Annotated in this window: 19 protein-coding genes and 1 riboswitch; of the genes, 6 read left to right on the forward strand and 13 right to left on the reverse strand. The window is 39.1% G+C overall.

Annotated elements, in window-relative coordinates; all coding sequences use genetic code 11:
* Positions 1 to 378 precede the first annotated feature (378 nt).
* Together JEP36_RS16995 and JEP36_RS17000 are read left to right on the forward strand one after the other, a co-directional pair.
* Positions 379 to 1,851: an alanine/glycine:cation symporter family protein gene (locus tag JEP36_RS16995; RefSeq protein ID WP_198630528.1), complete on the forward strand. Its 1,473-nt coding sequence runs from the start codon at positions 379 to 381 to the stop codon at positions 1,849 to 1,851.
* 99 nt (positions 1,852 to 1,950) lie between these two features.
* Positions 1,951 to 2,790, forward strand: coding sequence for an N-acetylmuramoyl-L-alanine amidase (locus tag JEP36_RS17000; protein ID WP_198625733.1), 840 nt, complete (start codon positions 1,951 to 1,953; stop codon positions 2,788 to 2,790).
* Between the two features lie 142 nt (positions 2,791 to 2,932).
* On the opposite strand, the gene brnQ is transcribed toward JEP36_RS17000, so the two are convergent.
* From brnQ to JEP36_RS17015, 3 genes are all read right to left on the reverse strand, one after another.
* Complete coding sequence (gene brnQ / locus JEP36_RS17005) at positions 2,933 to 4,279, reverse strand: branched-chain amino acid transport system II carrier protein (protein ID WP_198621016.1); 1,347 nt, start codon at positions 4,277 to 4,279, stop codon at positions 2,933 to 2,935.
* A 302-nt stretch (positions 4,280 to 4,581) separates the two neighbouring features.
* A complete protein-coding gene (gene yidA / locus JEP36_RS17010) occupies positions 4,582 to 5,388 on the reverse strand; it encodes a sugar-phosphatase (RefSeq protein ID WP_198621017.1) in 807 nt (268 codons plus the stop codon).
* A gap of 127 nt (positions 5,389 to 5,515) precedes the next feature.
* Entirely contained in the window at positions 5,516 to 5,902 is a 387-nt protein-coding gene (locus tag JEP36_RS17015) for a helix-turn-helix domain-containing protein (protein WP_006533085.1), read from the reverse strand.
* A 338-nt stretch (positions 5,903 to 6,240) separates the two neighbouring features.
* Between JEP36_RS17015 and mgrB the strand changes: the two genes are divergently transcribed.
* On the forward strand, positions 6,241 to 6,417 hold the full coding sequence (gene mgrB / locus JEP36_RS17830) for a PhoP/PhoQ regulator MgrB (protein WP_229096604.1): 177 nt from the start codon (positions 6,241 to 6,243) through the stop codon (positions 6,415 to 6,417).
* 149 nt (positions 6,418 to 6,566) lie between these two features.
* A complete protein-coding gene (locus JEP36_RS17025) occupies positions 6,567 to 7,949 on the forward strand; it encodes an amino acid permease (RefSeq protein ID WP_198621018.1) in 1,383 nt (460 codons plus the stop codon).
* 103 nt (positions 7,950 to 8,052) lie between these two features.
* Here JEP36_RS17025 and pagP read toward each other — a convergent pair whose 3' ends face one another.
* Complete coding sequence (pagP, locus tag JEP36_RS17030) at positions 8,053 to 8,688, reverse strand: lipid IV(A) palmitoyltransferase PagP (protein ID WP_160230446.1); 636 nt, start codon at positions 8,686 to 8,688, stop codon at positions 8,053 to 8,055.
* Between the two features lie 613 nt (positions 8,689 to 9,301).
* Complete coding sequence (locus JEP36_RS17035) at positions 9,302 to 9,946, reverse strand: hypothetical protein (RefSeq protein ID WP_196573928.1); 645 nt, start codon at positions 9,944 to 9,946, stop codon at positions 9,302 to 9,304.
* A gap of 316 nt (positions 9,947 to 10,262) precedes the next feature.
* Positions 10,263 to 10,351, forward strand: a riboswitch (TPP riboswitch).
* 51 nt (positions 10,352 to 10,402) lie between these two features.
* On the opposite strand from JEP36_RS17035, the gene thiD reads away from it, so the two are divergent.
* Positions 10,403 to 11,200, forward strand: coding sequence for a bifunctional hydroxymethylpyrimidine kinase/phosphomethylpyrimidine kinase (gene thiD / locus JEP36_RS17040; RefSeq protein WP_198630529.1), 798 nt, complete (start codon positions 10,403 to 10,405; stop codon positions 11,198 to 11,200).
* A 51-nt stretch (positions 11,201 to 11,251) separates the two neighbouring features.
* On the opposite strand, the gene fbaB is transcribed toward thiD, so the two are convergent.
* From fbaB to JEP36_RS17080, 8 genes are all read right to left on the reverse strand, one after another.
* Complete coding sequence (fbaB, locus tag JEP36_RS17045; RefSeq protein ID WP_006533078.1) at positions 11,252 to 12,301, reverse strand: class I fructose-bisphosphate aldolase; 1,050 nt, start codon at positions 12,299 to 12,301, stop codon at positions 11,252 to 11,254.
* Between the two features lie 49 nt (positions 12,302 to 12,350).
* Positions 12,351 to 13,244: a lipid kinase YegS gene (gene yegS, locus JEP36_RS17050; RefSeq protein WP_198630530.1), complete on the reverse strand. Its 894-nt coding sequence runs from the start codon at positions 13,242 to 13,244 to the stop codon at positions 12,351 to 12,353.
* Between the two features lie 299 nt (positions 13,245 to 13,543).
* Complete coding sequence (trhP, locus tag JEP36_RS17055; RefSeq protein ID WP_109374219.1) at positions 13,544 to 14,923, reverse strand: prephenate-dependent tRNA uridine(34) hydroxylase TrhP; 1,380 nt, start codon at positions 14,921 to 14,923, stop codon at positions 13,544 to 13,546.
* Between the two features lie 120 nt (positions 14,924 to 15,043).
* Entirely contained in the window at positions 15,044 to 15,751 is a 708-nt protein-coding gene (gene baeR / locus JEP36_RS17060; protein ID WP_198621022.1) for a two-component system response regulator BaeR, read from the reverse strand.
* 38 nt (positions 15,752 to 15,789) lie between these two features.
* A complete protein-coding gene (gene baeS, locus JEP36_RS17065) occupies positions 15,790 to 17,166 on the reverse strand; it encodes a two-component system sensor histidine kinase BaeS (protein WP_198625730.1) in 1,377 nt (458 codons plus the stop codon).
* The gene (mdtC, locus tag JEP36_RS17070) at positions 17,163 to 20,246 is read right to left on the reverse strand and encodes a multidrug efflux RND transporter permease subunit MdtC (RefSeq protein WP_198630531.1); all 3,084 of its coding nucleotides are present in this window, start codon (positions 20,244 to 20,246) and stop codon (positions 17,163 to 17,165) included. The genes baeS and mdtC overlap by 4 nt, the downstream gene beginning before the upstream one ends.
* Positions 20,243 to 23,374, reverse strand: a complete 3,132-nt coding sequence (locus JEP36_RS17075) for an MdtB/MuxB family multidrug efflux RND transporter permease subunit (RefSeq protein WP_198630532.1) — start codon at positions 23,372 to 23,374, stop codon at positions 20,243 to 20,245. Before JEP36_RS17075 ends, mdtC begins: the two co-directional genes overlap by 4 nt.
* Positions 23,374 to 24,609, reverse strand: coding sequence for an MdtA/MuxA family multidrug efflux RND transporter periplasmic adaptor subunit (locus JEP36_RS17080; protein ID WP_198630533.1), 1,236 nt, complete (start codon positions 24,607 to 24,609; stop codon positions 23,374 to 23,376). The genes JEP36_RS17075 and JEP36_RS17080 overlap by 1 nt, the downstream gene beginning before the upstream one ends.
* 562 nt (positions 24,610 to 25,171) lie before the next feature.
* Between JEP36_RS17080 and dtpA the strand changes: the two genes are divergently transcribed.
* Complete coding sequence (dtpA, locus tag JEP36_RS17085; protein WP_109374225.1) at positions 25,172 to 26,638, forward strand: dipeptide/tripeptide permease DtpA; 1,467 nt, start codon at positions 25,172 to 25,174, stop codon at positions 26,636 to 26,638.
* The last annotated feature ends 28 nt before the right edge of the window (positions 26,639 to 26,666 follow it).

Below are 26,666 nucleotides of genomic sequence, written 5' to 3' on the forward strand. Positions count from 1 at the left end.
TAATCTGTTTGTTCTTTTTTCTAAAATGACTGATTAACTTAATGACTAAAGTATTTACTTTACTTTTCTGAGTTAATAAAATAAAGAAATAATTATTTATCCTAATGATATGTATGGTTTTTTATCTTTTCAATATTGTTCATTTTAGTTAACGATATAATTAAATTAAAATAATAACATGTAAAAAAATAAACAAAAAATATACATATCACGCAATATTGTGTTACATTTAGTTCGCTTTTCACACAGTAATTTTTGATATTACTTTAAGACGGATTCGGATCAGTAATTGACTCAATTACACGATATCTGCTTACTTTTTTATTTCAATAGCGATGTAAGGATAGGTTATATACGTTATTACATAAGGGGATTGATTTGACAGGGCTAATAAACTTTGCGAATAACATTTTATGGGGATATGTTCTTATCTACTTACTTCTTGGAGTAGGTATTTACTTTACTATCCGTACTGGATTTATACAAATCCGACATTTTAGTCATATGTTCTCTATTTTAAAAAATAGCCATAAGTCAGATAAATCAGGGATTTCTTCCTTTCAGGCATTATGCACCAGTCTAGCTGCGCGTGTAGGTACTGGAAACTTGACGGGAGTCGCGATTGCTTTAACTGCGGGCGGCCCTGGCGCTATTTTTTGGATGTGGGTAGTCGCTTTAATTGGTATGGCGACATCATTAATAGAAAGTACACTCGCACAACTTTATAAAACAAAAGATGATGATGGTAACTACCGTGGTGGTCCTGCTTATTATATGACAAAAGGACTGAAAATGCGCTGGATGGGGGTTCTCTTCGCCATTTTCTTAATTATCGCTTTTGGCTTAGTTTTTAATGCTGTTCAAGCGAATTCGATTGCTCAAGCTACAGCTTCTGCCTTTAATTTTGATCCACTCTATGTGGGGATCTTTTTAGTACTCACCAGCGGATTTATTATTTTTGGTGGCCTGCGTTGGATTGCTCGTGTTGCTGAATTAGTTGTTCCTGTCATGGCAACAGCTTATTTATTATTAGCATTTTGGGTTGTTGCAGATCATATTGAACGCTTACCCGAAGTTTTCATTTTAATTTTTAAAAGTGCTTTTGGATTACAAGAAGCGGCTGCTGGTACCATTGCTTACGGTATTAGCCAAGCGATGACACAAGGTATTCAACGCGGTCTCTTTTCTAATGAAGCTGGTATGGGTTCTGCACCGAATGCGGCTGCTTCAGCAACACCTTATCCACCGCATCCCGCATCTCAAGGCTATATTCAAATGCTAGGTGTTTTCATGGATACCTTGGTTATTTGTAGTGCCACTGCGGTGATCATTTTATCATCAGGTGTACTAGACAGTTATCCTGAAGGTATTAACGGTATTCAATTAACACAATTAGCCTTGTCATCTAGTGTGGGTGGTTGGGGAAGTACTTTTATTGCAATTGCAATTTTCTTCTTTGCTTTTACCTCCATTATTGCCAATTATGCTTATGCTGAGAGTAATATGATTTTCCTTGGACGTAATCACACAACAGGGCTATTTCTTTTACGTTCAGCGGTTTTAGCTATGGTGATGTTTGGCGCTTTAGCGGATATGCCTCTTGTTTGGAAAATGGCCGATCTCTCAATGGGATTAATGGCAATGACTAATTTAATTGCAATTATCTTGCTTTCTGGTGTCGCCTTAAAATTAGTTAAAGATTATAACCAGCAACGACAAGCAGGTTTACTGCCGACATTTGATATTCGCCAATATCCAGAGTTACAAGATGACATTGAGGAAGGAATTTGGGACGAGAATATTGTTCCTGATGAACCTTTAGTTCGATGTGAAAAAGTGAGCAATAACTAAAGCACTAATAAAAAAGAGTCAAAACGCAGAACCCATATTCTTTAATATGGGTTTTTTTATTACAATTTAACTTTGGGAATAATCAATCAAGGATCAGAAATGAGGTCTAGTCGGTATTATATAGGATTACTTATTGCAATAAGCCTCCTAACCAGTTGTGCCAAACAACCAGTATTTATTGATAGAGGTGAATATATAGTTAAAGTTATTCCTAATAAGCAGGAAGCAAATGACTGCGTAAAATATCTGGTGATGCACTATACCGCGCTAGATGATGAACGCTCGCTTAAGGTTCTTACTGGGGGGCGAGTCAGTAGTCACTATTTGATCTCTACACATCCTTCATCTATTGATGGAAAGCCAGTGATTACTTCATTAGTGGATGAAAGGCAAATTGCATGGCATGCGGGCATTAGTCAGTGGGGAGACGCAACTAGCTTAAATAATTGCTCTATTGGGATCGAGATAGTCAATCTGGGTTACCGTGATAATGGCAAGTTTAGGTATTGGTATTCTTATACAGCGGATCAAATCGTGACGATTTCAGCGGTAATGAAAGATATTATTGACCGTTATGATATCGAACCTCAAAACGTTTTGGGTCACAGTGATATTGCACCTCTCAGAAAAGTTGATCCGGGTCCTTTATTTCCTTGGGAAAGATTAGCCAGTCAAGGTATAGGTGCTTGGCCTGATAAGCAATTAGTGAAAACTTATTTAGCAGGTAGAGATCCTTCAGAGCCTGTTGATGTCGCGAACTTCCAAAAGTTATTACAGCAATATGGTTATCAAACACCAACGAATGGTGTGTTAGATAATAATGCACAAAAAGTAGTGAAGGCTTTTCAAATGCATTTTAGGTCGAGCAAAGCAGATGGTATTCCTGATGCTCAATCAGAGGCGATTTTAAAGGCATTGATTGAGAAATACCGAACTTAAAGTTTCCTGTGATAAGCTGTACTGAATAGATAGTAAAAATGCAGGTAATAGAAAAGCAAAAAGCGTCTCCAATATAAAATTTGGAAGACGCTTTTTTTTATCAACTTATAATCAGCATTACAAATTAGGTGATATATGCTGGTTATTTCGCTGTATTTTCTATTGGAAGATTTTCTTCTTTAAAATTTAAGCTAACAACCAGCGAGATCACAAATGCAATCGCACCTGGTAATACCCAACCTAAGCCATAATCAGACAGTGGGATATAGCTAAATAATTGCAGTAAATCAGCATTTAACCATTTCAATTGTTTCAAGGTATCGAAAAGGCTCATCAAAACAATGATTGCAATTGTAAAGCGATAGGTAAAGCGAGGCGCTTTTAATTTATTACGAATAAATTGCAGTAATACCAATGTGACTGATGTTGGATAAATCATTAATAATGCAGGAATAGTCACTCGTAATAGTGTATCAAGACCAAACGTTGATACGACGGTGGTCATTAATGTAAATACCACAACCCAAAAGCGATAGCCTAAACGGTGATGGAATGTCGCAAAGTAGTCTGCCGCAGCACTTGTTACACCGACAAGTGTTGTCATACTGGCTAATAAAACAATACCTCCCATCAACCAAGTACCCACAGAGCCAAATAACGCATCAACATAACGTGAGAAAATCTGGCCACCGTTAGTAGCATTGAGTGCTGGATCAGCAAAAACAGAAACAGAGTGGCTTGTTGCACCTAAGTAGAAAAGGCACAGATAAAGTGCTGCTAATAGTAAGACTGAAATCATGCCTGCTTTTATGGTAATAAAACCGATCTGGCGTGGTTCAGTAATGCCTTTGGTATATAAAGCACGAGCAACGATACCACCAAATGCCATAGCAGAGAGGACATCCATGGTTTGGTAACCATCAATAAAACCAGAGAAGAAGCCATTTACCGCATAAAGGCCTGTTGGTTCACCAATTGGGGAAATCGGTTTAGCCACAACAGCAATACCCACAACCACCAGCAGAATTAACAGTGCTGGTGTCATAAACTTACCAATAGCGCTTATCATTGTGCCTTGTTTGAGCATGAAAAACATACTTGTGATATTGAAAACAAGTGCGAAAGTAAGGTGTGTTGCCGTATTTTTCTCAATAAGCCCTAAAGGTAAGAAACCCATTTCATAAGCAGTATTGGTGACACGAGGCATCGCAAAAGTAGAACCTACGATAAGATACAGTGCTACCCAGAAAATCACAGCCACCCATGAAGGCAAATCAACAGAAAGGCGCTCTCCACGTCCACGAATTGCGACGATAACCAAGGTAAGAAAAGGGAGTAAGACACCTGTAACCAGGAAACCTAAAGATGTACTAAACCAGAGGCTTCCTGATTGGAAACCCGCCATAGGAGGGAAAATAATATTGCCAGCGCCAAGGAAGAGTGCGAAAACCATCATCCCAAGAACGAGCATGTCTTTTGTAGAAAGCATAACTAAAACTACCTGTCTGTGAAGAAAATATATTAATGATTTATATTTGTTATTCTATATCTAGCCTAATTAACAGCTTAATATGTTGTGAAAATGCAGTTTGAATAACGAAAAGTGAATTGATAGTAACAAATTCTGAAGGATATGTAAGAAGAAAGGCAGATTTAACGCTCATTTAACAGTAATTATAGAATAATAAAAGGCTATGTTTTTGGTCGAAAAGCAGTGTGATCCTCTGCTGAGGATCACAATTGCTATATAATTTTGTAGACATTCGCGATAAAACACAAAAAAGATCGTGTTTAAATAAATTTATCGATAGCTACTGCAACACCGTGCTCTTCATTAGAAAGTGTGACGAATTTAGCGACTTTCTTCACTTCTTCAGGCGCATTTCCCATCGCAACACCTAAACCCGCATATTTTAGCATTGCCAAATCATTACCTTGATCACCAATACACATGATTTTTTCTGGTGTGATTTTCAAATGTTCAGCAACTTTTTTAACCGCACTCCCTTTATTGACATTGGTATTTAATACTTCAATAAAATAAGGGGCACTACGTAATATGCTGTATTGTTCATAAATATTAGTAGGAAGATATTGAATAGCATTATCCAAAACGGCAGGTGCATCAACAATCATAAACTTACTAAAATACATATCAGTTTGCATTTCATTCAGTGGACGATAATAAAGCGGAGTCCAAGATAAAAAGGCTTCTTGGCAGGTGAAATGGCTAATATGACTGTTGGTAGTATAAATCTTATTATCGCTGATAACGTGAAAATGGACGCCAATCTCACGAGCAAGGTTTTCAAAATAGAGATAATCTTCAAAATTGAGCAGATCTTGAATAATCACTTCACCATTATCTGCTTGATGGATTTGGCTACCATTATTGCTGATGCAGTAACAATCAGAGGTATCAAGACCGAGTATTTTTAAATAGGGATAGATGCCATTGAAGGAGCGTCCTGAAGCTAATACAATCTTAACTCCCGCCTCTTTTGCTCGCTGAACTGCTTGTTTTACTTCTGGCGTAATTTCGTGTTGTTTGTTAAGCAAGGTTCCATCTAAATCAATCGCGATAAGCTTAATACTCATTAGCATCCCCATATTAAATAAAAGCAATTATGATAAAGGAAGGGCGAAGCGGTCTATCATCACATAGCTTGAGTATTATTTATGTGACATTAAAGGCTATCTGTATAATGCCACATAAATGGAAGGGTTAATCACAACAAGGTGATTGTAAATGTAAAGGCTGTTTGGTTTCTAAAACGATCTCTTGATTTTGCCGAAAGTCGAAAGGCGTGATGCCATACTCTTTACGGAACATATAAGTAAAGTGAGATTGTGAACCAAAGCCGAAATCAAGGGCGATATCGAAGATAGAGCGCTCACTGGTACGTAATAAGTGAATAGCACCAGCTAATCTACGCTGACGGATATACTTTCCTAAAGAGGTGCCCGTGACTTCTTTAAAGATTTTCTGCATGTGCCAAAGAGAATACCCAGAATAAGCCGCCAACTCTTCAAGATGGATAACACGGCCTAAATGCTCCTCAATCCATTTACTTAGGGCGCAAACCAATGCGAGATGATTATCTTGTGGCATTACAGTTCCATTCTATCAATGAAGTTAAGGTAAAAATCAAAATTAACTCCCTAATCTTATACAAAAAATAGCAGACAGAGAAATCCATATTAATGGATAGCTATCTCTAATCGTTGGCAAAATGTGTACTTAAATAATATAAGGTCATTTTACATACAGTTTAGAGCGAAATAATGCAAATTATCTGAAGTCTGTCGAGGAAGCGTTTACCTTTCATAATGAAAGTTATGCTAAATTTACTCATAGAGATAATTGATTGCGAATTTTATAACAACAACTCCCTGTCTTGTTATCGTATTTAAGCGAATGCTTATAATGTGATAAGTCATACTAACAAAATGTATTTAAAGGATTTTAAATTGAACGCAAAGAAAATAATTATTAGCTTAATTATTGCATTAGTCATTACCTTTGGCCTCTATCTTGTGGCTTTAGATAATTTTTGCGATCGAGGAGAGGATTTCCAACAAGGTCTTTGTCGCTTTACCACATTATTCCCCTCTAAGCATCACTAAAAGATAGCTTTTCTTATTATTTTTCGCCTAGCATAAAATGTATTTGTTATTCAAGTCAGAATAGTGTTTTAATGGTGGCTTGAAATAAACAAAATCGTAAATATTAGTTTACACGTTAAGTTGATAAAATAATAAAGAGAAGAGGATGTATGGCGAGAGAGTCGCAACAGACAGAACTTAAGCGCGGTCTGAAAAATCGACATATCCAGCTAATTGCGCTGGGTGGTGCTGTCGGCGCTGGTCTGTTTCTTGGTATAGCGCAAACTATTAATATGACAGGCCCATCAGTAATATTAGGATATGCTATTGGTGGTTTTATTGCGTTTATGATCATGCGCCAATTAGGCGAAATGGTTGCCGAAGAGCCAGTTGCGGGTTCATTTAGTCACTTTGCTAATAAATATTGGAGCCCATTTGCTGGCTTCTTATCTGGCTGGAACTATTGGGTGATGTTTATTCTTGTCGGTATGGCAGAATTAACAGCAGCAGGTAAATACATTAACTATTGGTTACCTGATATTCCTGTTTGGGTTTCCGTTGCTATCTTCTTTGTGGCAATCAACTTAATCAATTTGATCAACGTTAAGATGTATGGTGAAACAGAGTTCTGGTTTGCCATTATTAAAGTATTAGCGATTGTTGGTATGATTTTATTTGGGAGCTACTTACTGGCAAGTGGTAATGGTGGCCCTCAAGCTTCGGTTAGCAATTTATGGGAGCTAGGCTTTTTCCCTCATGGTTTTACGGGGTTCATGTCTGCATTAGCCATTGTGATGTTCTCTTTTGGTGGACTTGAGCTGGTGGGGATCACTGCGGCTGAAGCTGAAAACCCAAAAGTGAGCATCCCAAAAGCGACTAACCAAGTTGTTTATCGTATTTTAATTTTCTATATCGGTTCATTGTTAGTGTTACTTTCACTTTATCCTTGGACTCAAGTTGTGAAAGGTGAAAGCCCATTTGTTCTGATTTTCCATAACTTGGATAATTTCTTAATCGCGAATATTTTAAATGCCGTGGTATTAACTGCTGCACTGTCTGTTTATAACAGTGGTGTTTATTCTAATAGTCGTATGCTTTATGGTTTGGCAAAACAAGGTAATGCGCCACATGCGCTTTCTCGCATTAATAAACGTGGTGTACCGGTAGTGTCGTTACTATTGTCAGCAATTGCGACTTCATTAGGTATCTTAGTTAACTATTTATTACCTGATCAGGCACTAGAACTATTAATGGCGTTGGTTGTAACCACGTTAGTACTTAATTGGATCATGATCTGTTTAGCGAATTTAAAATTCAGAGCGGCAAAAACAAAAGAGGGTGTAGAGCCTTTCTTTAAAGCACTTTGGTATCCATATGGTAACTATATCTGCCTTGCTTTCTTATGCATGATTTTAGTGATTATCTTATTTATGCCACAAGTGAATATTTCGGTGATTTTAATGCCATTCTGGATTGCGTTCTTATGGGTTGGATTTAAGATTTCCCGCATGAAAAAAATACCTAATAGCGCCCAAGCAAGCCAAGATATTTAAATACTACTGACTTATTTGGATAATAAAAAACGCATCATTAAGATGCGTTTTTTATGTTCTATTTTTATCATTTGCAATTATTCTGAACGGAAAAAATAAAAAATTACTGCCAACGTAACCAAGCAAATAACACGTTACCATTGTTATAAGTACCAGGCACATAAGTGGCTTGTAATGAAAGATGTCCGTAACCGACAGAAACTAACGGTAACGGGAGTGGCATAGGAATATAGTTGTATTCATGGCGCGCTGTAATACTTAGTGTAAAACCTGCGCCCATACGAAACCCGTCTTTATCACCGGGATACCACATTTTCTCAAAACCATAACCCATAATAGGCTGTACACGGTTATTTGAGTCCATAAATGCCATCGCATAAAGAGAGTGCCAATCACCATCGTTGTCATAACGATATTTCCCCATACCAAAGCCCCAAGGTGTTTCGTTATAGCGATCCGTTTTTTCTTTATCGTAAGTAAAACGATTATGCCAAGTCCATACAGGCAAATAGTAGTTATATTGGTCATTGTCCCAAGTTTGATTGACATTACGTTTGAATTTTCCCCAGTAGCTTTCTTCATTATTAGATTGAGATGGATTACTGGTGATTTGTTGGTTTTCTGTCGTAATAATCTGATGGGTATTGGAATTATTTTCAGAAGCGAAAGCAGACGTTGTTAATGCAAGAGACAACAGCGTTGTGGCTAATACGCTAGGGTGAAAATAGGATGATGACATAATATAACTCCGAGTACGGCATAAACAGTGATTCTGGTGATGACAAATAAACATTATTAATAGTGTTATTTAATCGACAAGTATTTAAGATAAGAGGTATCTGAAACTTTACTTCTTAAATAAAATCTTAAGGGATAAGAATCGGTTATAAAGAAAATAAATAGATTTATTATATTTATGGATGTAATTTTGTCTGATATTAAATGCTGTTTATCTTTATAATAATGTATTGTTTTTAATGAAAAATTAAGTTTTTATTAGATTGCTAATAAATAGCTGATAAATAAGGTTAAAGAGAAATAATTTTAGGTTGGTCATTTTCAACAGCAAAATTCCATAAAATAGCTATTTTTATGACTTAATGAAAATATTGAGATAAATTTAATATCAATAACATTAGGTTATAAAAAGAGATTAATTTCCAGCGGATAATAGAGTAACGAATAAGAAGAGTTAAATAAAAAAAAGAAAAAAACAGAGGTTGGTTTATAAAACGTTTAGGTTTAAGCGCTAACAACAGGAGTGTTGTCTGTTTTTTATACAGACAATCCTATGTTGAAAGAGTGCAAATTAAAGAATTGTTGCTTACACTCTCTCAACGTGAAGAAAGCATTTATTGAGATAATTTTTCTTGGCTAATAACAAGGAGTCGGTGAGTATGAGTATCACGATCCTTACCCCAGCAGAAAGCGTCCCACTTATTGTAGAAATCTTCAATACTGTTAATTAAGTGTAATGGTCTATCTTCTTCTGTTCCATCTGAGGCATAAATATAATGACCTTTACTAAAAGCCCATAAAATCATATCAATCCAAAAACCTTTACCATCAGAGGTTTGTTCTTCATCAGTAACAACGATATTATGAACTTTTAAAAGATTACAGAAAAAAGTACGAGGTAATTCTCTTATAGCATTACGATGTTTAGGTATACGGGAACGCCACACTTTTATTTGAGTGCATGTTGTTTTTCCATAAACTATGTCTTGTCGGAATCTAAGCTCAACAAGATAGGCTGTTTCACTTTCTTTGTCTGTAGTGACAAGCCTGTACTGATCTTTACGTAATGATTTAACTAAACGGTATCCTATTGGAATGTCAAAACCTTCCAAATCAACATCTTTTACACCTTGAGTGAGAAACTGAAGTGTATGTTCAATATTTTTAGCTGGTAGTTTCAACTTTTCATTAAAATCTGCATCAGGAATAAGATAAGGCATTGATTGTCCATTATTCTGTTGCGATGGTTCATTTTTCATTTAGCCCCTCCGCATTGTGTGATTGTCCAGAAATGCATTATAAATACCTCATCTAGCAGATAATATATCGATTGTCGTTAAAACGAACAAAATAATTTATTTTATTCTTATTATTTAAATATAGCTGAAATATATTCCTTAAATTGATGTGTCATGCAATAGAAGCCATCGGCTTAGTATTTATTATATACAACCTTAGCTGATTTATCTTACTGAATCACAAATCTCAACAATAGAGAATCTATAGATTGAGATGAGCTATCAAACTAGCTTCTTTATCTTGAGCATGCGATACTCCTTATCGCCTGAATTTACAGGCTTTGGCTCGGGGCGCCTTATGGCTGAGATGAACCCGTATAACCTGATCTGGATAATGCCAGCGTAGGGAAGTCAAGGTAACTCTGCTGATTAACAGAGCCCGACTTTTCTGTAACTGGTGAAAGGAGGAGTTAATCAGTGAGATTCAATGCATTGTCTATCGCAGGCACCGACCCTAGTGGTGGTGCAGGTATTCAGGCCGATCTGAAAACATTTTCCGCACTGGGTGTATATGGCACAACCGTAATGACGGCACTGGTTGCCCAAAATACCTGTGGTGTCCGTAGTGTCTATGATTTATCCCCTGATTTTGTTGCAGCTCAATTAGATGCTGTCTTGTCTGATGTTCGAATTGATAGTGCCAAAATTGGCATGCTCTCTAATGCCTCAATTATTGATGTGGTTTGCGACAAACTTCAGCAATATGCGATCCCTTTTGTTGTACTTGATACCGTGATGATTGCAAAAAGTGGTGATCCTCTATTACAGCCTGATGCGGTTAATAAAATGGTTACTCAGCTTTTGCCTCTGGTTGATTTGATCACGCCTAATTTACCTGAAGCGGCAGCACTGCTAGGTTGTGAAGTTGCTCAAGATGAAATAATGATGAAGCAACAAGGCTATGCATTGCTAAAACAGGGATGCCAAGCGGTGTTGATGAAAGGCGGGCATTTAACCGAAAATGAAAGCCCTGATTGGTTGTTTACTCAAGAAGGTGAGTGGCGATTTACCTCAAAACGCGTTAATACAAAAAATACGCATGGGACAGGATGTACACTTTCAGCCGCTTTGGCCGCTATTCGTCCTCAAGTTTCTAACTGGCAAATTTGTGTTGAACAAGCAAAAGCCTATTTACAACAAGCATTAGAACATGCCGACAGTTTAGAGGTTGGACAAGGTTTTGGTCCTGTACACCATTTTCATCGCTGGTGGTGATGTAAAAAAGCCCCTATAAAAGGGGCTTTAGCGTGTCGCAGAATTGTTTTTTTAAGCAATAGTGACAGATTTGTTTAGATAAACATCTTGTACTGCATTAATTAGCGCAACGCCATCTTTCATTGATTTTTTGAAGGCTTTACGACCTAAAATTAAACCCATACCACCCGCACGTTTATTGATAACCGCAGTGCGTACAGCATCTTCAAGGTCATTATTACCTGAAGCGCCACCAGAGTTAATTAACCCTGCACGACCCATATAGCAGTTTGCTAATTGATAACGAACTAAATCAATTGGGTTTTCAGTGGTGAGTTTGGTGTAAACACGCTCATCAGTATGACCAAAACCAATCGCTTTAAAGCCACCGTTATTTTCAGCCATTTTTTGTTTAACGATATCCGCACCAATTGTAGCGGCTAAATGGTTCGCTTGACCTGTTAAGTCTGCACTTGCATGGTAATCAACACCGTCTTTTTTAAATGCAGGGTTACGTAAATAGGCCCACAATACGGTGACCATACCTAATTCATGAGCACGTTCAAAGGCCATTGAAATCTCTTCAATTTGGCGACGGCTTTCTTGTGAACCAAAGTAAATGGTCGCACCCACTGCAACAGCACCCATTTCAAAGGCTTGTTCTACACTGGCATACAGTGTTTGGTCATATTGCGCTGGGTAGCTTAAGGTTTCATTGTGGTTTAACTTCACAAGGAAAGGAATTTTGTGTGCATAACGACGAGAAACAGAAGCAAGAACACCATAAGTAGAGGCAACACAGTTACAACCCGCTTCAATAGCCAACTCAACAATATTTTTTGGATCAAAATAGAGTGGGTTTGCGGCAAAAGAGGCCGCGGCAGAGTGCTCAACACCTTGGTCAACAGGTAGAATAGACAGATAGCCCGTTCCCGCTAAACGTCCGTGATTAAACAGGGTTTGCATTGAACGTAACACGCTATTAGGGCGATTGTTATCAATCATAACACGATCAACAAAGTCAGAACCTGGCAGGTAGAGATTTTCGCTTGGGATGGTTTGGCAACGATGTTCTAATAATGATTTTGCATCAGCACCTAACAAACTTACTATATCAGTCATTACATACTCCAGTTCATGATGAGATGAGAGTGATTGTCATTTATCTACACTAAGATAACAAGTCACATTGAGGCGGTAACCGGCAGTGGATCGCTTCAGGTAACACAATAAATTCAAATTTATTCCCTAAAAGTGGTTCTCCATCTAAATTAAATACCATTTCATGAGAAGCACTAATGTTTACCCAGCGACTGTCGCGCTCGATAATCTTGTCGTTTTTTTTACGATCAAACAGGCTATTCAAAAGAGAAGGGAGTAATTCGTGTGCTTCAACAATGGTGATATTGAGTTTATTGTCGTTAATTAATGCTTCGGGGCAGAGTTGTTGTCCTCCTCCTGCTTGACGACCATTACCAATACCTAAAATCAGTGATTCACCTTCCCAGTGAAAATTTTCAGCTTCAATTGTGCAATGATCCGCTTTTAAAGAGTCAATACTTAAAAGGCCATTAATAAAATAGGCGGCCCCACCTAATGCTGATTTTAAGGCTTCAGGGGTTTCTGTTGTGATTTTTGTTCCAAAGCCGCCTGATGCCATATTGATAAAATAGTGAGTCTTATTCACAGCGATAACATCAATTGGTACAGCGCGACCTTTAACGGCTAAATTAAGTGCATTTTCCATATCACGAGGGATTTGTGCGCTGGTCGCAAAATCATTTGCTGTGCCTAATGGAATAATACCTAGAGTGGGAGGAGATGAAGGTGAAAGATGAATTAATTCAGATGCAACACGATTAATTGTACCGTCACCACCAGCTGCAATAACAGTTTCAGCATTTATATCAATAGCTTCTTGTACAAAACGTTGCACATCACTCGATTCCCAAGTCACTCTCACTTGGAGATCAAAACCTTCATCACGTAATTGGCAAACGGCTTTTCTCAATGCGCTATTATTCGCGCTTTTTCCATTAATGATTAGCAAACTAATTTTACTCATTGATGAGTTCCTTTAATTGAATCACTCTTTTAAAGGTAATGGATATCGAGAAAATTACTATGTTTTTTACAAATGATAACGAAAAAAGGAGTGTGGTTTTATACAAAAGGGGGATTGATAAGAAGGGAACAAAAAGAAAAGGCAAATCCAAGGGAGATTGGATTTGCCAAGGAGGTGGTTCCTAGTCTTACTGTATTCATTCTAGTTCTTTATTTTTCGGAACTGATGATACGGTAAACAAATCATTATTGATGTGATCTGTATTTGAAATTGACCACTTTAAATCAGATTATGACGCTTTACTTCACTTCTACCGCATCAATTTTATGCGGTTGACGTGTTGTTGTACCTTGTAGGTTGCGGATCAGCAGTGCAAAATCTAAATCAACATCTTCAGGAACAGATAAATAAACCATGTGACCATTACCTGGTGCAACATCCGTTGGCTGCTGTTTTTTGTTAAACAGCGCTTCTAACGTAAATTGAATATTTCCCGTTGGTGTCATTAATTCTAGGCTATCACCTAAAACAAATTTATTTTTAACATCAACTTCAGCTAAACCGTTTACGCGTTTACCTGTAAATTCACCGACAAATTGTTGAGTGTCAGAGACAGAATAACCATATTCATAAGTTTGGTACGCATCATGGGTATGACGACGTAAAAAACCTTCTGTATAACCGCGGTGTGCTAAGCCTTCTAATGTAGTTAGCAACGTTGGATCAAAAGGTTTACCTGCAACAGCATCATCAATTGCACGACGATACATTTGTGCAGTACGGGCACAGTAATAGAAGGATTTAGTACGACCTTCAATTTTCAGCGAATGTACACCCATTTGAGTTAATTGCTCAACGTGTTCAATCGCGCGTAAGTCTTTAGAGTTCATGATATAAGTACCGTGTTCATCTTCGAACGCAGTCATATATTCACCAGGGCGTTTTGCTTCTTCGATTAAGTAAACTTTGTCTGTTGGCGCGCCAACACCTAAAGTAGGCTCAACGTTTTTAACTGGGATTGGTGTGTATTTTTCAACGATATTACCAACCTCGTCTTCTTTGCCTTCTTCGACTTTATATTCCCAACGGCAAGCATTAGTACATGTACCTTGGTTCGGGTCACGCTTATTGATGTAACCAGATAACAGGCAACGGCCTGAGTAAGCCATACATAATGCACCGTGAACGAAAACTTCTAATTCCATATCAGGAACTTGCTTACGAATTTCAGCAATTTCATCAATAGAGAGTTCACGAGAAAGGATCACGCGAGTTAATCCCATTTGACGCCAAAATTTTACGGTTGCCCAGTTAACGGCATTGGCTTGCACTGAAAGGTGGATATCCATTTCAGGGAAGGCTTCTCGTACCATCATGATCAAACCCGGATCAGACATAATCAGCGCATCAGGGCCCATATCAATGACGGGTTTTAAGTCACGGATAAAGGTTTTTAATTTAGCATTATGAGGTGCGATATTAACCACAACATAGAAGCGCTTACCTAATTCGTGGGCTTCTTGAATACCTTTAGCAAGGTTTTCGTGGTTAAACTCATTATTACGCACACGTAAGCTATAACGTGGCTGACCTGCATAAACGGCGTCTGCGCCATAAGCAAATGCATAGCGCATATTTTTTAATGAGCCAGCAGGAGAGAGCAATTCGGGTGTAAACATGGTTAATTTCCTGGTTCTGATTTCAAGTCAGTCCCCCCACACATTGGGTAGGGGTATATCATAAAGGGGTGGATTCTAGCGCTTAAGTGTAGCGAGGTTCAATGTATTCCTGAAAAAATATCATCGAAAACGGTAAGCTTGGGTTTCCCAACGATAACCTTGACCATAAATTGAGCGAATAAATTCAATTTGATCGTTAAGTTGCTCAAGTTTACGTCGTAAGTTTTTAATATGACTATCAATGGTTCTATCCGTCACAATGCGGTAATCATCATAAAGATGATCCATAAGCTGATCTCGCGTTAATATCTTGCCTGGTTGTGTGGCTAAGGCCTTTAATAGGCGAAATTCAGCGGTGGTTAAATCGAGAATTTTATTATTGTATTGGATTTGATAAGCCTGTTCATCAATCACAACTAACTTATCGCTCTGAACAATATCTTGAGGACGATAAAAACGACGCAATAACGTTTTGACTCTGGCGACCACTTCTCTTGGGCTATATGGTTTGCAAATATAATCATCAGCACCAATTTCAAGACCTAATAATCTGTCGACTTCTTCTGTTTTGGCAGTGACCATAATAATGGGAATGTCGGAGAATTGGCGCAACTCTTTACAAATTGTGATGCCATCTTTTACAGGTAACATAAGATCTAACAAAACTAAATCATAGTGCTGCTGTTTTACACAATGGCTGACTTCCGCGCCATCGGCTAACCAATGTGTTTGATAACCTGATGCTTGCAGATAATCAATGAGCAATTGTGCAAGTTTGGGTTCATCTTCAACAATTAGGATTGAATAGGGTGATTCAGTCGTTGTCATTTATCAGCTCAATAATTATTAGCGCAAAATGATAAGGCTTAATTATCATCAGAATATGCAGGTAATTCTATAAGGATTTTCATGCCACCTAAAGAGGAAGGCATGGAACTTATCTTACCATTATGAGCTTCAATAATATTTTCGCAAATCGCAAGCCCTAATCCAGACCCACCACTTGCTCGATTTCGTGAACTTTCAGCACGATAAAAACGCTGAAAAACCGCTTTATATTGCGATTCATCAAGCCCTGGTGCGCTATCTTCTAATGAAATTAGCACACTATTATGGCCTTTCTTGGTACTGATATGTAATTGACCTCCAGAATAGGTATAACGCACGCTATTTTCTAGCAGATTGTGAAAAAGCTGGATAAGCCTATCTGGATCGGCTTGGACAATCAGCGACGATAAATCATCTAACTCGGTGAATAGGGCAATATCTTTGGTTTGGTAAGTGTGACGATAAGAGGCTACCGCTAATAAAATTACTTCATTAATATCAACAAAGTCTTTGCGATAGGTTAAAGAGCCTCTATCTGATAATGAAAGCTGGTGGAGATCATTGACGAGTTTAGTCAGATTCGTCACTTCAAATAACAGAGAATTTAAGGTTTCGGCTGTAGGTTTTCTCACACCATCTTGTAATGCTTCAAGCTCACCTTTTAAGATAGCCAGTGGTGTTCGCAATTCATGAGAGATGTCGGCCATATAATCACGGCGAATTTGCTCATTTTTTTCTAATGTACTGGCAAGTTGGTTAAAATCAGTGGCGAGTTGGCTGATTTCATCTTTACTAGTAGGATGAACCCGAACAGAGAAATCGCCAGCAGCCAGTTTATGGGTTGCTTCAACCAAACGCTTAACAGGGCGTATCATGCTGCGAGAAAGAACCAATGTGATTAGCAGTGCAAACAGAACAGTTGCACCTGCAATAATCCAACTGGTACGCAGTTGTTGCTTATCAAAACTGATATCGGCTTCACTACTGATTTTATCTGCGGCACTGACAATCACCCATCCAACAATTTCATCGTGAAAGGTAATAGGCTTTTTAAATGTCTCTGCGGGAAATTGATTGTCATGTCCAAATAAGCGCTTCATGTCTTTATCTACAATCCAAAACTGTGTACGCCAACCGCGAGGCGGAGGGCCATCACCACTTTGGCTTATCTGATCAATGGTTCTTAATATTTGATAGACAGAATGTTCATCTTTGTATAAAAAATGCCAATCACCAGCTAATTCATATTGTTCAGTTAAGGCTTCTGCAATATGAGTTGCTCGCTGTTCACTGTTTTTCTTGATATAGCCAATAAAGCCTTGTTGAAAGCTACTACGAATACCAATATGCATAGCAAAGACAACCACCATGCACGTTGCGAAAATCACCAGAAACAGCTTGCTTCTCAATTTCATGCATTTGCCTCTTTTTTGCTGATACGTCGTTGTTGCCAACGTTCACGCAATCCATCAAAAAATAGATAAATAACAGGGGTGGTATAGAGCGTTAATAGCTGGCTCATTAATAAGCCACCGACGATGGTAATACCCAAAGGTTGTCTTAATTCTGCACCATCACCACTGCCTAACATTAACGGCAAAGCACCAAATAACGCCGCAAGTGTCGTCATAATAATAGGACGAAAACGCAATAAGCTGGCTTGAATAATCGCCTCTTTGGCAGACAATTTACCTTCACGCTGTGCGGTAATTGCAAAATCTACCATGATAATGGCGTTTTTCTTCACAATACCAATAAGCAACATAATGCCGATAAGTGCAATTAGGCTAAAGGGGGTATCGAAAAGCTGTAACGCCAATAACGCACCTACGCCCGCAGAAGGAAGGGTAGATAAAATGGTTAGCGGATGAATATAGCTTTCATACAGCACACCTAACACTAAATACACCGTGACTATTGCTGCCAAGATAAGAATAAGCTGTGACTTTATGGTTTCTTGGAAAACCTGTGCAGTGCCCGCAAATGTGCCTCTTACCGTATTGGGTACACCCAATTCAGTCATTGTGCGTTCAATAGAATTAATGGCATCAGCTAACGTATAGCCTTCAGGTATATTAAAAGCAATAGTTGATGCTGCGGATAATCCTTGGTGATTCACACTTAATGGTGCGTTAGCAGGATACCAACTGGCGAATGCGGATAATGGAATACGTTCACCTTGTGAATTGACCACATACATTTTATCTAATGCAGAGACATCTTGGGTATATTGTTCAGACACTTCCATCACCACTTTATACTGATTTAATGGCGCATAAATGGTGGAGATCTGGCGTTGACCAAAGGCATTGTTAAGTAGATTATTCACATCACTGACATTAATACCTAATTGCGACATCGTATCGCGATCATAAGTCAGAGCCATTTCAGCGCCTTTGTCTTCTTTATCTGAGTTAACATCCACAAGCTCAGGTAATTCGCCTAAGGCTTTACGTACAATAGGCTCCCATTTACGCAACTCGCTTAAATCATCGGCTAATAATGTAAATTGATAACTGGCATTGGCTTGACGCCCACCCGCTCTTACATCCTGTACGGGCATTAAAAAGAGGTTAGCTCCGGGTTCATTCGCTAATTTTGTGCGTAAACGATTAATAACTTGATTCGCACTGTCAGTTCTTTCTGACAACGGATTGAGGGAGATAAACATAAACCCACTGTTAATGCGACCGCCACCAGTAAAACCAGTCACGCTATCCACGTCTTTATCCGCATTAATTTCTTGCATAAAGCGAGCCATTTTTTCTTTCATCGACTGGAATGAAATACTCTGATCCGCTCGCACAAATCCCATTAATCGACCTGTATCTTGATCGGGGAAAAAGGTTTTGGGCGCGCTAATATATAAATAAACATTTAAGCCCAAGGTTGCGAGAAAAATCGTCATAATCCAGCGTTTATGGCGCAATGCAGCTTGTAATGTGACGCTGTAACCTTGTTGGGCGCGGAAAAGTAACTTACCAAAACCTCGTAAATGCGACTGTGCTTTCGGTTTCATTCCTTTTAATAAATGTGCGCACATCATGGGGGTTAGCGTTAACGAAACAAACAAAGAGATAGCGATTGCTGTCGTTAATGTAATGGCAAATTCTTTAAATAATCGCCTAACAAGACCATCCATTAACAGTAATGGAATAAAAACGGCAACAAGAGAAATGCTCATCGAAAGTACGGTAAAACCCACTTCACCGACACCTTTTAGTGCGGCTTGTTTAGGCTTTAAACCATTTTCAATATGACGAGAGATGTTTTCAAGTACGACAATCGCATCATCAACCACAAAACCTGTAGCAACCGTTAATGCCATTAATGAAAGGTTGTTTAAGCTAAAGCCACAGAGATACATCGCTGAAAAAGTACCAATTAATGAAACGGGTACAGCAACAGCAGGGATCAGAGTGGCGCGACCTGAGCGTAAAAATAAGAACACCACTAAAATGACTAACGCCACCGCAATGGCTAACGCACGTTCAACTTCAGCTAGGGATGCGCGAATAGTCGGTGTTCTATCTTGTGCAACTTTTAAATCAACACTGGCAGGAATAAGCTCACGCAATTCAGGAAGTTCATCACGAATACGATTAACGGTTTCAATAATATTTGCACCTGCTTCACGGCGAATAACCAACAAGATAGCAGGCTCACCGCCACTCATACCCGCAGCGCGTGCGTTTTGTACGGAATCAGTCACTTGTGCCACATCACTTAGACGCACAACCGCATCTTGATTGTAATGCACAATAATTGGGCGATATTCAGCGGCTTTGCTTAGTTCATCATTGGTTTGAATTTGCCAACGATTATCATCATTATTCACAAAGCCTTGAGGTCGTCGCACATTAGCTTGGTTTATGGCTTTTCTGACATCATCTAGGCTTACGTTTTGATTGAACAATGCATCAGGATTAAGGGCGACACGAACCGCAGGTAGTGAACCGCCACCGACAGAAACTTCACTGACACCTTCAATTTGTGAGATTTTTTGTGCCAATCGTGTTGATGCTAAATCGTAAAGCTCACCCGTGTTTTGTGTGTCAGAGGTGAGCGTTAAAATCATAATCGGTGCATCAGAAGGATTCGATTTATAATAACGTGGGCGGCTTGGCATCCCTGAAGGTAGCAAGCTTTGTGATGCATTTAATGCCGCCTGTACATCTCGTGCCGCCGTATTGATATCTTTATTTAAATCGAAAACCAGTGTGATATTGGTACTCCCTAGCGAACTGCTTGATGTCATCTCATCAATCCCCGCAATACGCCCTAAAGAGCGCTCAAGCGGCGTAGCAACAGAGGATGCCATCGTTTCAGGAGATGCCCCAGGCAATGAGGCATTGATATTAATAACGGGGTAATCCACCTGTGGCAAAGGCGCCACAGGAAGTAACATAAAGCCCAATACACCGCAAAGTGAAATTGCTAAACTGAGCAACGTGGTTGCTACAGGTCGTTGAATAAAGAGGGCGAAGAACTTCATGATACAGCCCCGTTATTATTTTCAACGTGTTTATTGCGGTTGATATAGAGCGATAATTTATCAAATAACAGATAAATTACCGGTGTCGTAAATAGGGTTAAGATCTGGCTCATAATTAAGCCTCCAACCATACAAACCCCTAATGGTTGACGTAATTCTGCCCCTACACCTGTACTCAACATTAAAGGTAAAGCACCTAAAAGCGCCGCCATTGTGGTCATTAAGATTGGGCGGAAACGTAATAAACACGCTTGATAAATAGCTTCGTAAGGCGTTAAACCTTGTTCTCGTTCAGCGGCAAGGGCAAAGTCTATCATCATGATCGCATTTTTCTTTACGATCCCGATAAGCAAGATGATCCCAATAATCGCAATAATATCAAGCTCATTGCCTGCTGCAATTAAAGCAAGTAATGCCCCAACACCCGCTGTTGGCAGTGTAGATAAAATAGTAATAGGGTGAATAAAACTCTCATATAGCACGCCTAATACAATATACATTGCTACAATTGCCGCGATAATCAGCCACAAAGTACTCGAAAGCGCGCTTTCAAATGCCAGTGTCGCCCCTTGGAATTGGGTGGTAATATCTTTTGGCATAGAAATCTGCTCTTCAGCCAATTTCACTGCATTCACCGCTTCTTCAAGAGAGGATTGTTCGGCGACATTAAATGAGAATGTTGCTGAAGGAAATTGTTCTTGATGATTAATAGAGAGCGGTGCCAAGCGTTGCTCTACGGATGCAATAGATAATAAAGGTACCATCGCACCATCTTTACCCGTTAAATGCACGGCTGAAAGTGCCTGTAATCCATCTCCGTTGCGAATATTTTGTTCTAATACCACGCGATACTGATTTGCTTGAGTGTAGATAGTGGAAATTAAACGCTGACCAAACGCATTATAAAGTGCATTATCAATATCACTCATTGAAATACCTAAACGGCTTGCTGAGTCTCTATCCACTTTGATATACGCCATCATGCCGTTATCTTGCCAATCACTGCTAATATCAGTCAATTCAGGGCTATCTTTTAATGCTTGAGAGAGTTTTGGTACCCAAGAGGCCAATTCATCTAATGATGTTGCTTGTAGCGTAAATTGATACTGAGTACGAGAAACTTGCGTATCAATCGTTAAATCTTGAGTTGGTTGTAGATAGAGAGTCATTCCTGAAATAGAAGCAATACGCTCTTGTAAACGAGGAATAATCACATCTATCCGATCTTCACGCTGATCAAGAGGCTTCAACGTAATTTGTAAACGACCGATGTTTAAGGTTGCGTTGCTTCCATCAATACCCACGAAACTAGCAATATTATCAATAGCAGGATCATCAATTAATTTATCAACGACCTGTTGCTGTTTTTCTACCATTGCTTGGTAAGAAATAGATTGTGAGGTTTCAATGGTGCCTTGCAATAGCCCGTTATCTTGTAATGGGAAGAAGCCTTTAGGAATAAACATATATAGAAATACGGTTAGTACTAATGTGCTAAGTGCTACGCCAAGCGTTATCCATTGATGGTTTAAAACACGTTTGAGCCAAACTGCATACACTGCAATCATTTTTTCAAAAAAACGCTCGCACGCCATTTCAAAACGGTTGTGTTTGATTTCATTTTCAGGCTTTAGCAATCGAGCACACATCATTGGCGTTAATGTGAGCGAAACCACCGCAGAGATTAGAATGGCAACAGCAAGGGTGATTGCAAACTCTCTAAATAGACGACCAACAATATCTCCCATAAATAATAGGGGGATCAGTACGGCAATCAGAGAGAAAGTGAGTGAAATAATGGTAAAGCCAATCTCGCCAGCTCCTTTTAAAGCGGCTGTTAACGGTTTATCACCACGTTCGAGATAACGGGAAATATTTTCAATCACAACAATGGCATCATCGACAACAAAGCCTGTGGCAATGGTTAATGCCATTAAAGTGAGGTTGTTGACAGAGAATCCACAAAAATACATCACCGCAAACGTACCTACTAATGAAAGCGGTACGGCAATACTTGGGATTAAGGTTGCGACGCCATTACGTAAAAAGAGATAAATGACCATTACCACAAGGGCGATAGCTAAACCAAGTTCAAACTGCACATCTTTAACTGAAGCGCGGATCGTTGTCGTTCTGTCTGTTAAGATCTCAACATTAACGGATTTTGGTAAATTAGAGACTAAATCAGGCAATAAATTACGAATATTATCAGTGGTATCAATAACGTTAACACCAGGTTGTCGTTGAACATTAATAATAATCGCTTGCTCATTATTCGCCCATGCCCCTAATTGATTGTTTTCAGGTGCTTGTTCAATAGTGGCAATATCAGATAAACGGATTGGTGCGTCATTTTTATAGGTAACGATTAATTGGCGGTAATCTTCTAATGATTTCATCTGATCATTAGCAGATAACGTCACAGAGCGAGTTGGCCCATCAAGGCTCCCTTTCGCTGAGTTAACGTTCGCATTATTGATTGCTACACGAATTTTTTCGCTATCTAAACCGTAAGATGCTGCGGCTTGTGCATTGAGTTTGACTCTAACAGCGGGGCGCTGACCACCCGCTAGTGCCACCAAACCCACGCCATTAACTTGTGAGATTTTTTGCGAAATACGGGTTTCAACCATATCTTGCAACTGTGTCATTGGTAATGTTGAGCTAGTAACCGCCAAGGTTAAAATAGGCGGATCAGCCGGATTGACTTTGCTGTAAATCGGAGGATAAGGTAAATCGGATGGTAGCAGATTAGTCGCTGCATTTATCGCAGCTTGTACCTCTTGCTCTGCAACATCTAATGGTAATGTGAGTTGAAACATCAGTGTGATCACTGATGCACCACCAGAGCTTTGTGACGACATCTGTTTTAATCCAGACATCTGCCCAAATTGACGCTCTAATGGCGCGGTAACCGCGGATGTCATTACATCAGGGCTTGCACCAGGGTAGAGTGTAACAACTTGAATTGTTGGGTAATCGACTTCTGGCAAGGCAGACACTGGCAACATGCGATAGCCAACAATACCCGCTAACAGTATGGCAACCATAAATAAAGTTGTTGCAACAGGGCGCAGAATAAATAAGCGAGAAGGACCGCCACCTGTACCGTGTGTTTTTTCTGTCATTACGCTTTCTCCGCGACAACACGGTCATTTTCTTTATTTTTTGGTGCTGTTGGTGTCACGATATCGACTTTTGCACCTTGTGTTAATCTATCCACACCATCGGTTACAACACGTTGATTTGCTGATAAACCCGAAGCGATAACCACTTTTTCTGCATTTTGTAATGCAACTTCAACACGTAATTTGCTCACTTTATCTTCGCTATCAACAACCCAGACAAAGTGACCTTCATTCCCCATTTGCAATGCTGCATTAGGAATAACCACTGCCTTTTCTAACGTGGTGACGTAAAGGCGTACATTCACGAATTGATTAGGGAATAGTGTATTTTCTTGTTGAGGGAAACGGGCTTTTAACTTTATGGTGCCTGTCGCTGCATCAATTTGATTATCAACACTAAATAGTGTGCCTTGTGCTAATTCAAATTGATTATTTCTATCTAACGCCGTAACAGGCAAATCTGCATTGTTTTTACGTGCTTGAATAACATTCGCTAAATCTTGTTCTGGCAAAGTAAAAAGCACATCAACAGGGTCCATTTGATTGATAACAACGATAGGCGTGGATGAACCGCCAGAAATATAGTTTCCTACATCAACTTGCTTTAAACCCACTCGGCCTGAAATAGGTGCCGTGATTTTGCTGTAGGTTAATTGCAGTTGTGCATTGCTGATAGTGGCTTCATCAATACGAATACTGGCTTCAGATTGTTTTACTAAAGCTTGCTGGTTATCTAACTCTTGTTGTGAGACTAAGTTAGTTTTCGCTAATTTCTGATAACGCACTAAATCAAGGCGTGCATTTGCTAATGTGGCTTGATCTTTTGCTAGCTGTCCTTTGGCTTGGGCTAATTGTACTTCAAAAGGGCGCGAGTCAATTTCAGCTAAGAGATCGCCTTTTTGAACTTGTTGGCCTTCGGTGAAATGTAGCGCCATTAATTGACCTTCAACACGGCTAGTGACGGTCACGCTGTTAGTGGCTTTTACTGTACCTAAAGCAGATAAAAATTGAGGGACATCTTCTTGTGTTGATGTTGCAACTTGAACAGGCGGCAAAGGAGGACGACGAGATCCAGATGTACCTCGACTCTGGGTGTTTGTTGCTTGAGTCCCTTTATTTTCGGGCGACGCTGTTTTTGCTGCATTAAATTGCCAATAGGCGTAACCACCTGCGATTACGACGATTAAAGCGATAATGAGAGAAACTCTTTTTTTAGCATTTTTGTTTTTATTCATTACTTTTGTGATCCCACTGGCAACTAGCTAATCAGAAATACTGAAATGAAAATCTGGAATGGTGACATTCTACCTGTTTCTTCACAGTTAAAAATGGAGGAAATATGGAAATTAAGTCAAGGAATGTGTTTTGTTGGCGTTATTTTAATCAGTTAAAACAAATTGCTACTGGCATTATTTTACCGTTGTTATTCAATAAGAACTAATTTAGCAAAATATAGGTAAACAGTAGCGTAGCTTAATTGTTTATATAGAGATAATTAAGTGAAAAATAAATTATTGATTATCAGTGAGTTATTTTGTTTGATGTTTTTTTAATCGCATAACTATTTTGTACAAATGCCTGTAACTATGATAAAACGCAATACTTAGTTATAATTCTTAGATAATTATGCTTTCCAGTGATAGAATGCCAACCTTGTTTTTCTCTGCGTTGAACTCTTTTCAAAGAATAACAATCCAGTATGAAATTCACCGAGCTTTAACTCTGTCTTAAATAACGAAATTTTTGTAAAAAATTAGCCTAAATATAAAGGCGTAATAGAATAATTAGAGGTTTTTAGTGTCAACTGCAAACACACCTGACGATGGACAAAAACCGAGCCTGAATGCATTTAAACAGCCTCGCGCGTTTTATCTTATCTTCTCAATCGAGTTATGGGAACGTTTCGGCTATTACGGTCTTCAAGGGATCATGGCCGTTTACTTGGTTAAAATGCTGGGCATGGGTGAAGCGGAAGCTATCACTGTTTTTGCTGCATTTACCGCGTTGGTCTATGGTTTTGTTGCTATCGGTGGATGGCTTGGGGATAAAGTCCTTGGTACTAAAAGGGTTATTATTCTTGGTGCAATCGTACTGGCAATTGGTTATGCAATGGTGGCATTCTCTGATCACGATAAAGACGTGATTTATTGGGGACTTGCAACGATTGCAGTAGGTAATGGTTTATTTAAAGCTAACCCATCTTCATTATTAGCAACCTGTTATGAGAAAGACGATCCGCAATTAGACGGTGCATTTACCATGTACTACATGTCTATCAATGTGGGTTCTTTCTTCTCCATGTTAGCGACACCGTGGTTGGCGGCTAATTATGGTTGGGATGTTGCATTTGCACTGAGTGTTGTGGGTATGCTGATCACACTAGCAAACTTTGTTGTTTGTCGTGGTTGGATAAAAGATAAAGGTTCTAGACCTGACTTTGAACCGCTTAACTATTCAAAATTATTATTAACGCTGGTGGGTATTGTTGCACTGGTCGCTGTATCCACTTGGTTGCTACATAATAATGAAGTGGCAAGTTGGTCTTTAGCAATCATCTCATTAGGTATCATCCTGATTTTTGCGCGTGAAACGTTCATGATGAAGGGTGCGGCTCGCCGTAAGATGATTGTTGCATTCTTGCTGATGGTTGAAGCGGTTGTATTCTTCGTTCTTTACGATCAAATGCCAACTTCTTTAAACTTCTTCGCGATCCATAACGTTGAGCACTCAATCTTAGGTTTCAGCGTTGAACCTGAACAATTCCAATCACTTAATCCATTCTGGATCATGTTAGCAAGCCCGCTACTAGCGGCTGTATATAACTTTATGGGTGATAAACTACCTATGCCATATAAATTCACTGTGGGTATGTTCTTGAGTGCGACCGCATTCTTAGTTCTGCCATTAGGTGCTAGCATGGCAAATGAAGCAGGTATTGTGTCTTCATGGTGGTTGGTCGCAAGTTATGGTTTCCAAAGTATTGGTGAGCTGATGATTTCTGGCCTAGGTCTTGCGATGGTTGCTCAACTTGTACCACAGCGTTTAATGGGCTTTATTATGGGCGCTTGGTTCTTAACTTCGGCAGCCGCTGCAATTATTGCAGGTAAAGTTGCGAGTTTAATGGCAGTACCAGAAGACGTACAAAGTGCTCATGCTTCATTAGAAATTTATAGCAGTGTCTTCTTACAAATTGGTATTGTAACAGGTGTTATCGCGGTTCTAATGCTGATCACCGCACCGATGCTAAGTAAAATGACACAGTAATTTGTGCTCTTAAAAATAAAATTTTAAG

This window comes from Proteus sp. PR00208 (genome assembly GCF_016238545.1).
In the GTDB taxonomy this organism is placed as follows: domain Bacteria; phylum Pseudomonadota; class Gammaproteobacteria; order Enterobacterales; family Enterobacteriaceae; genus Proteus.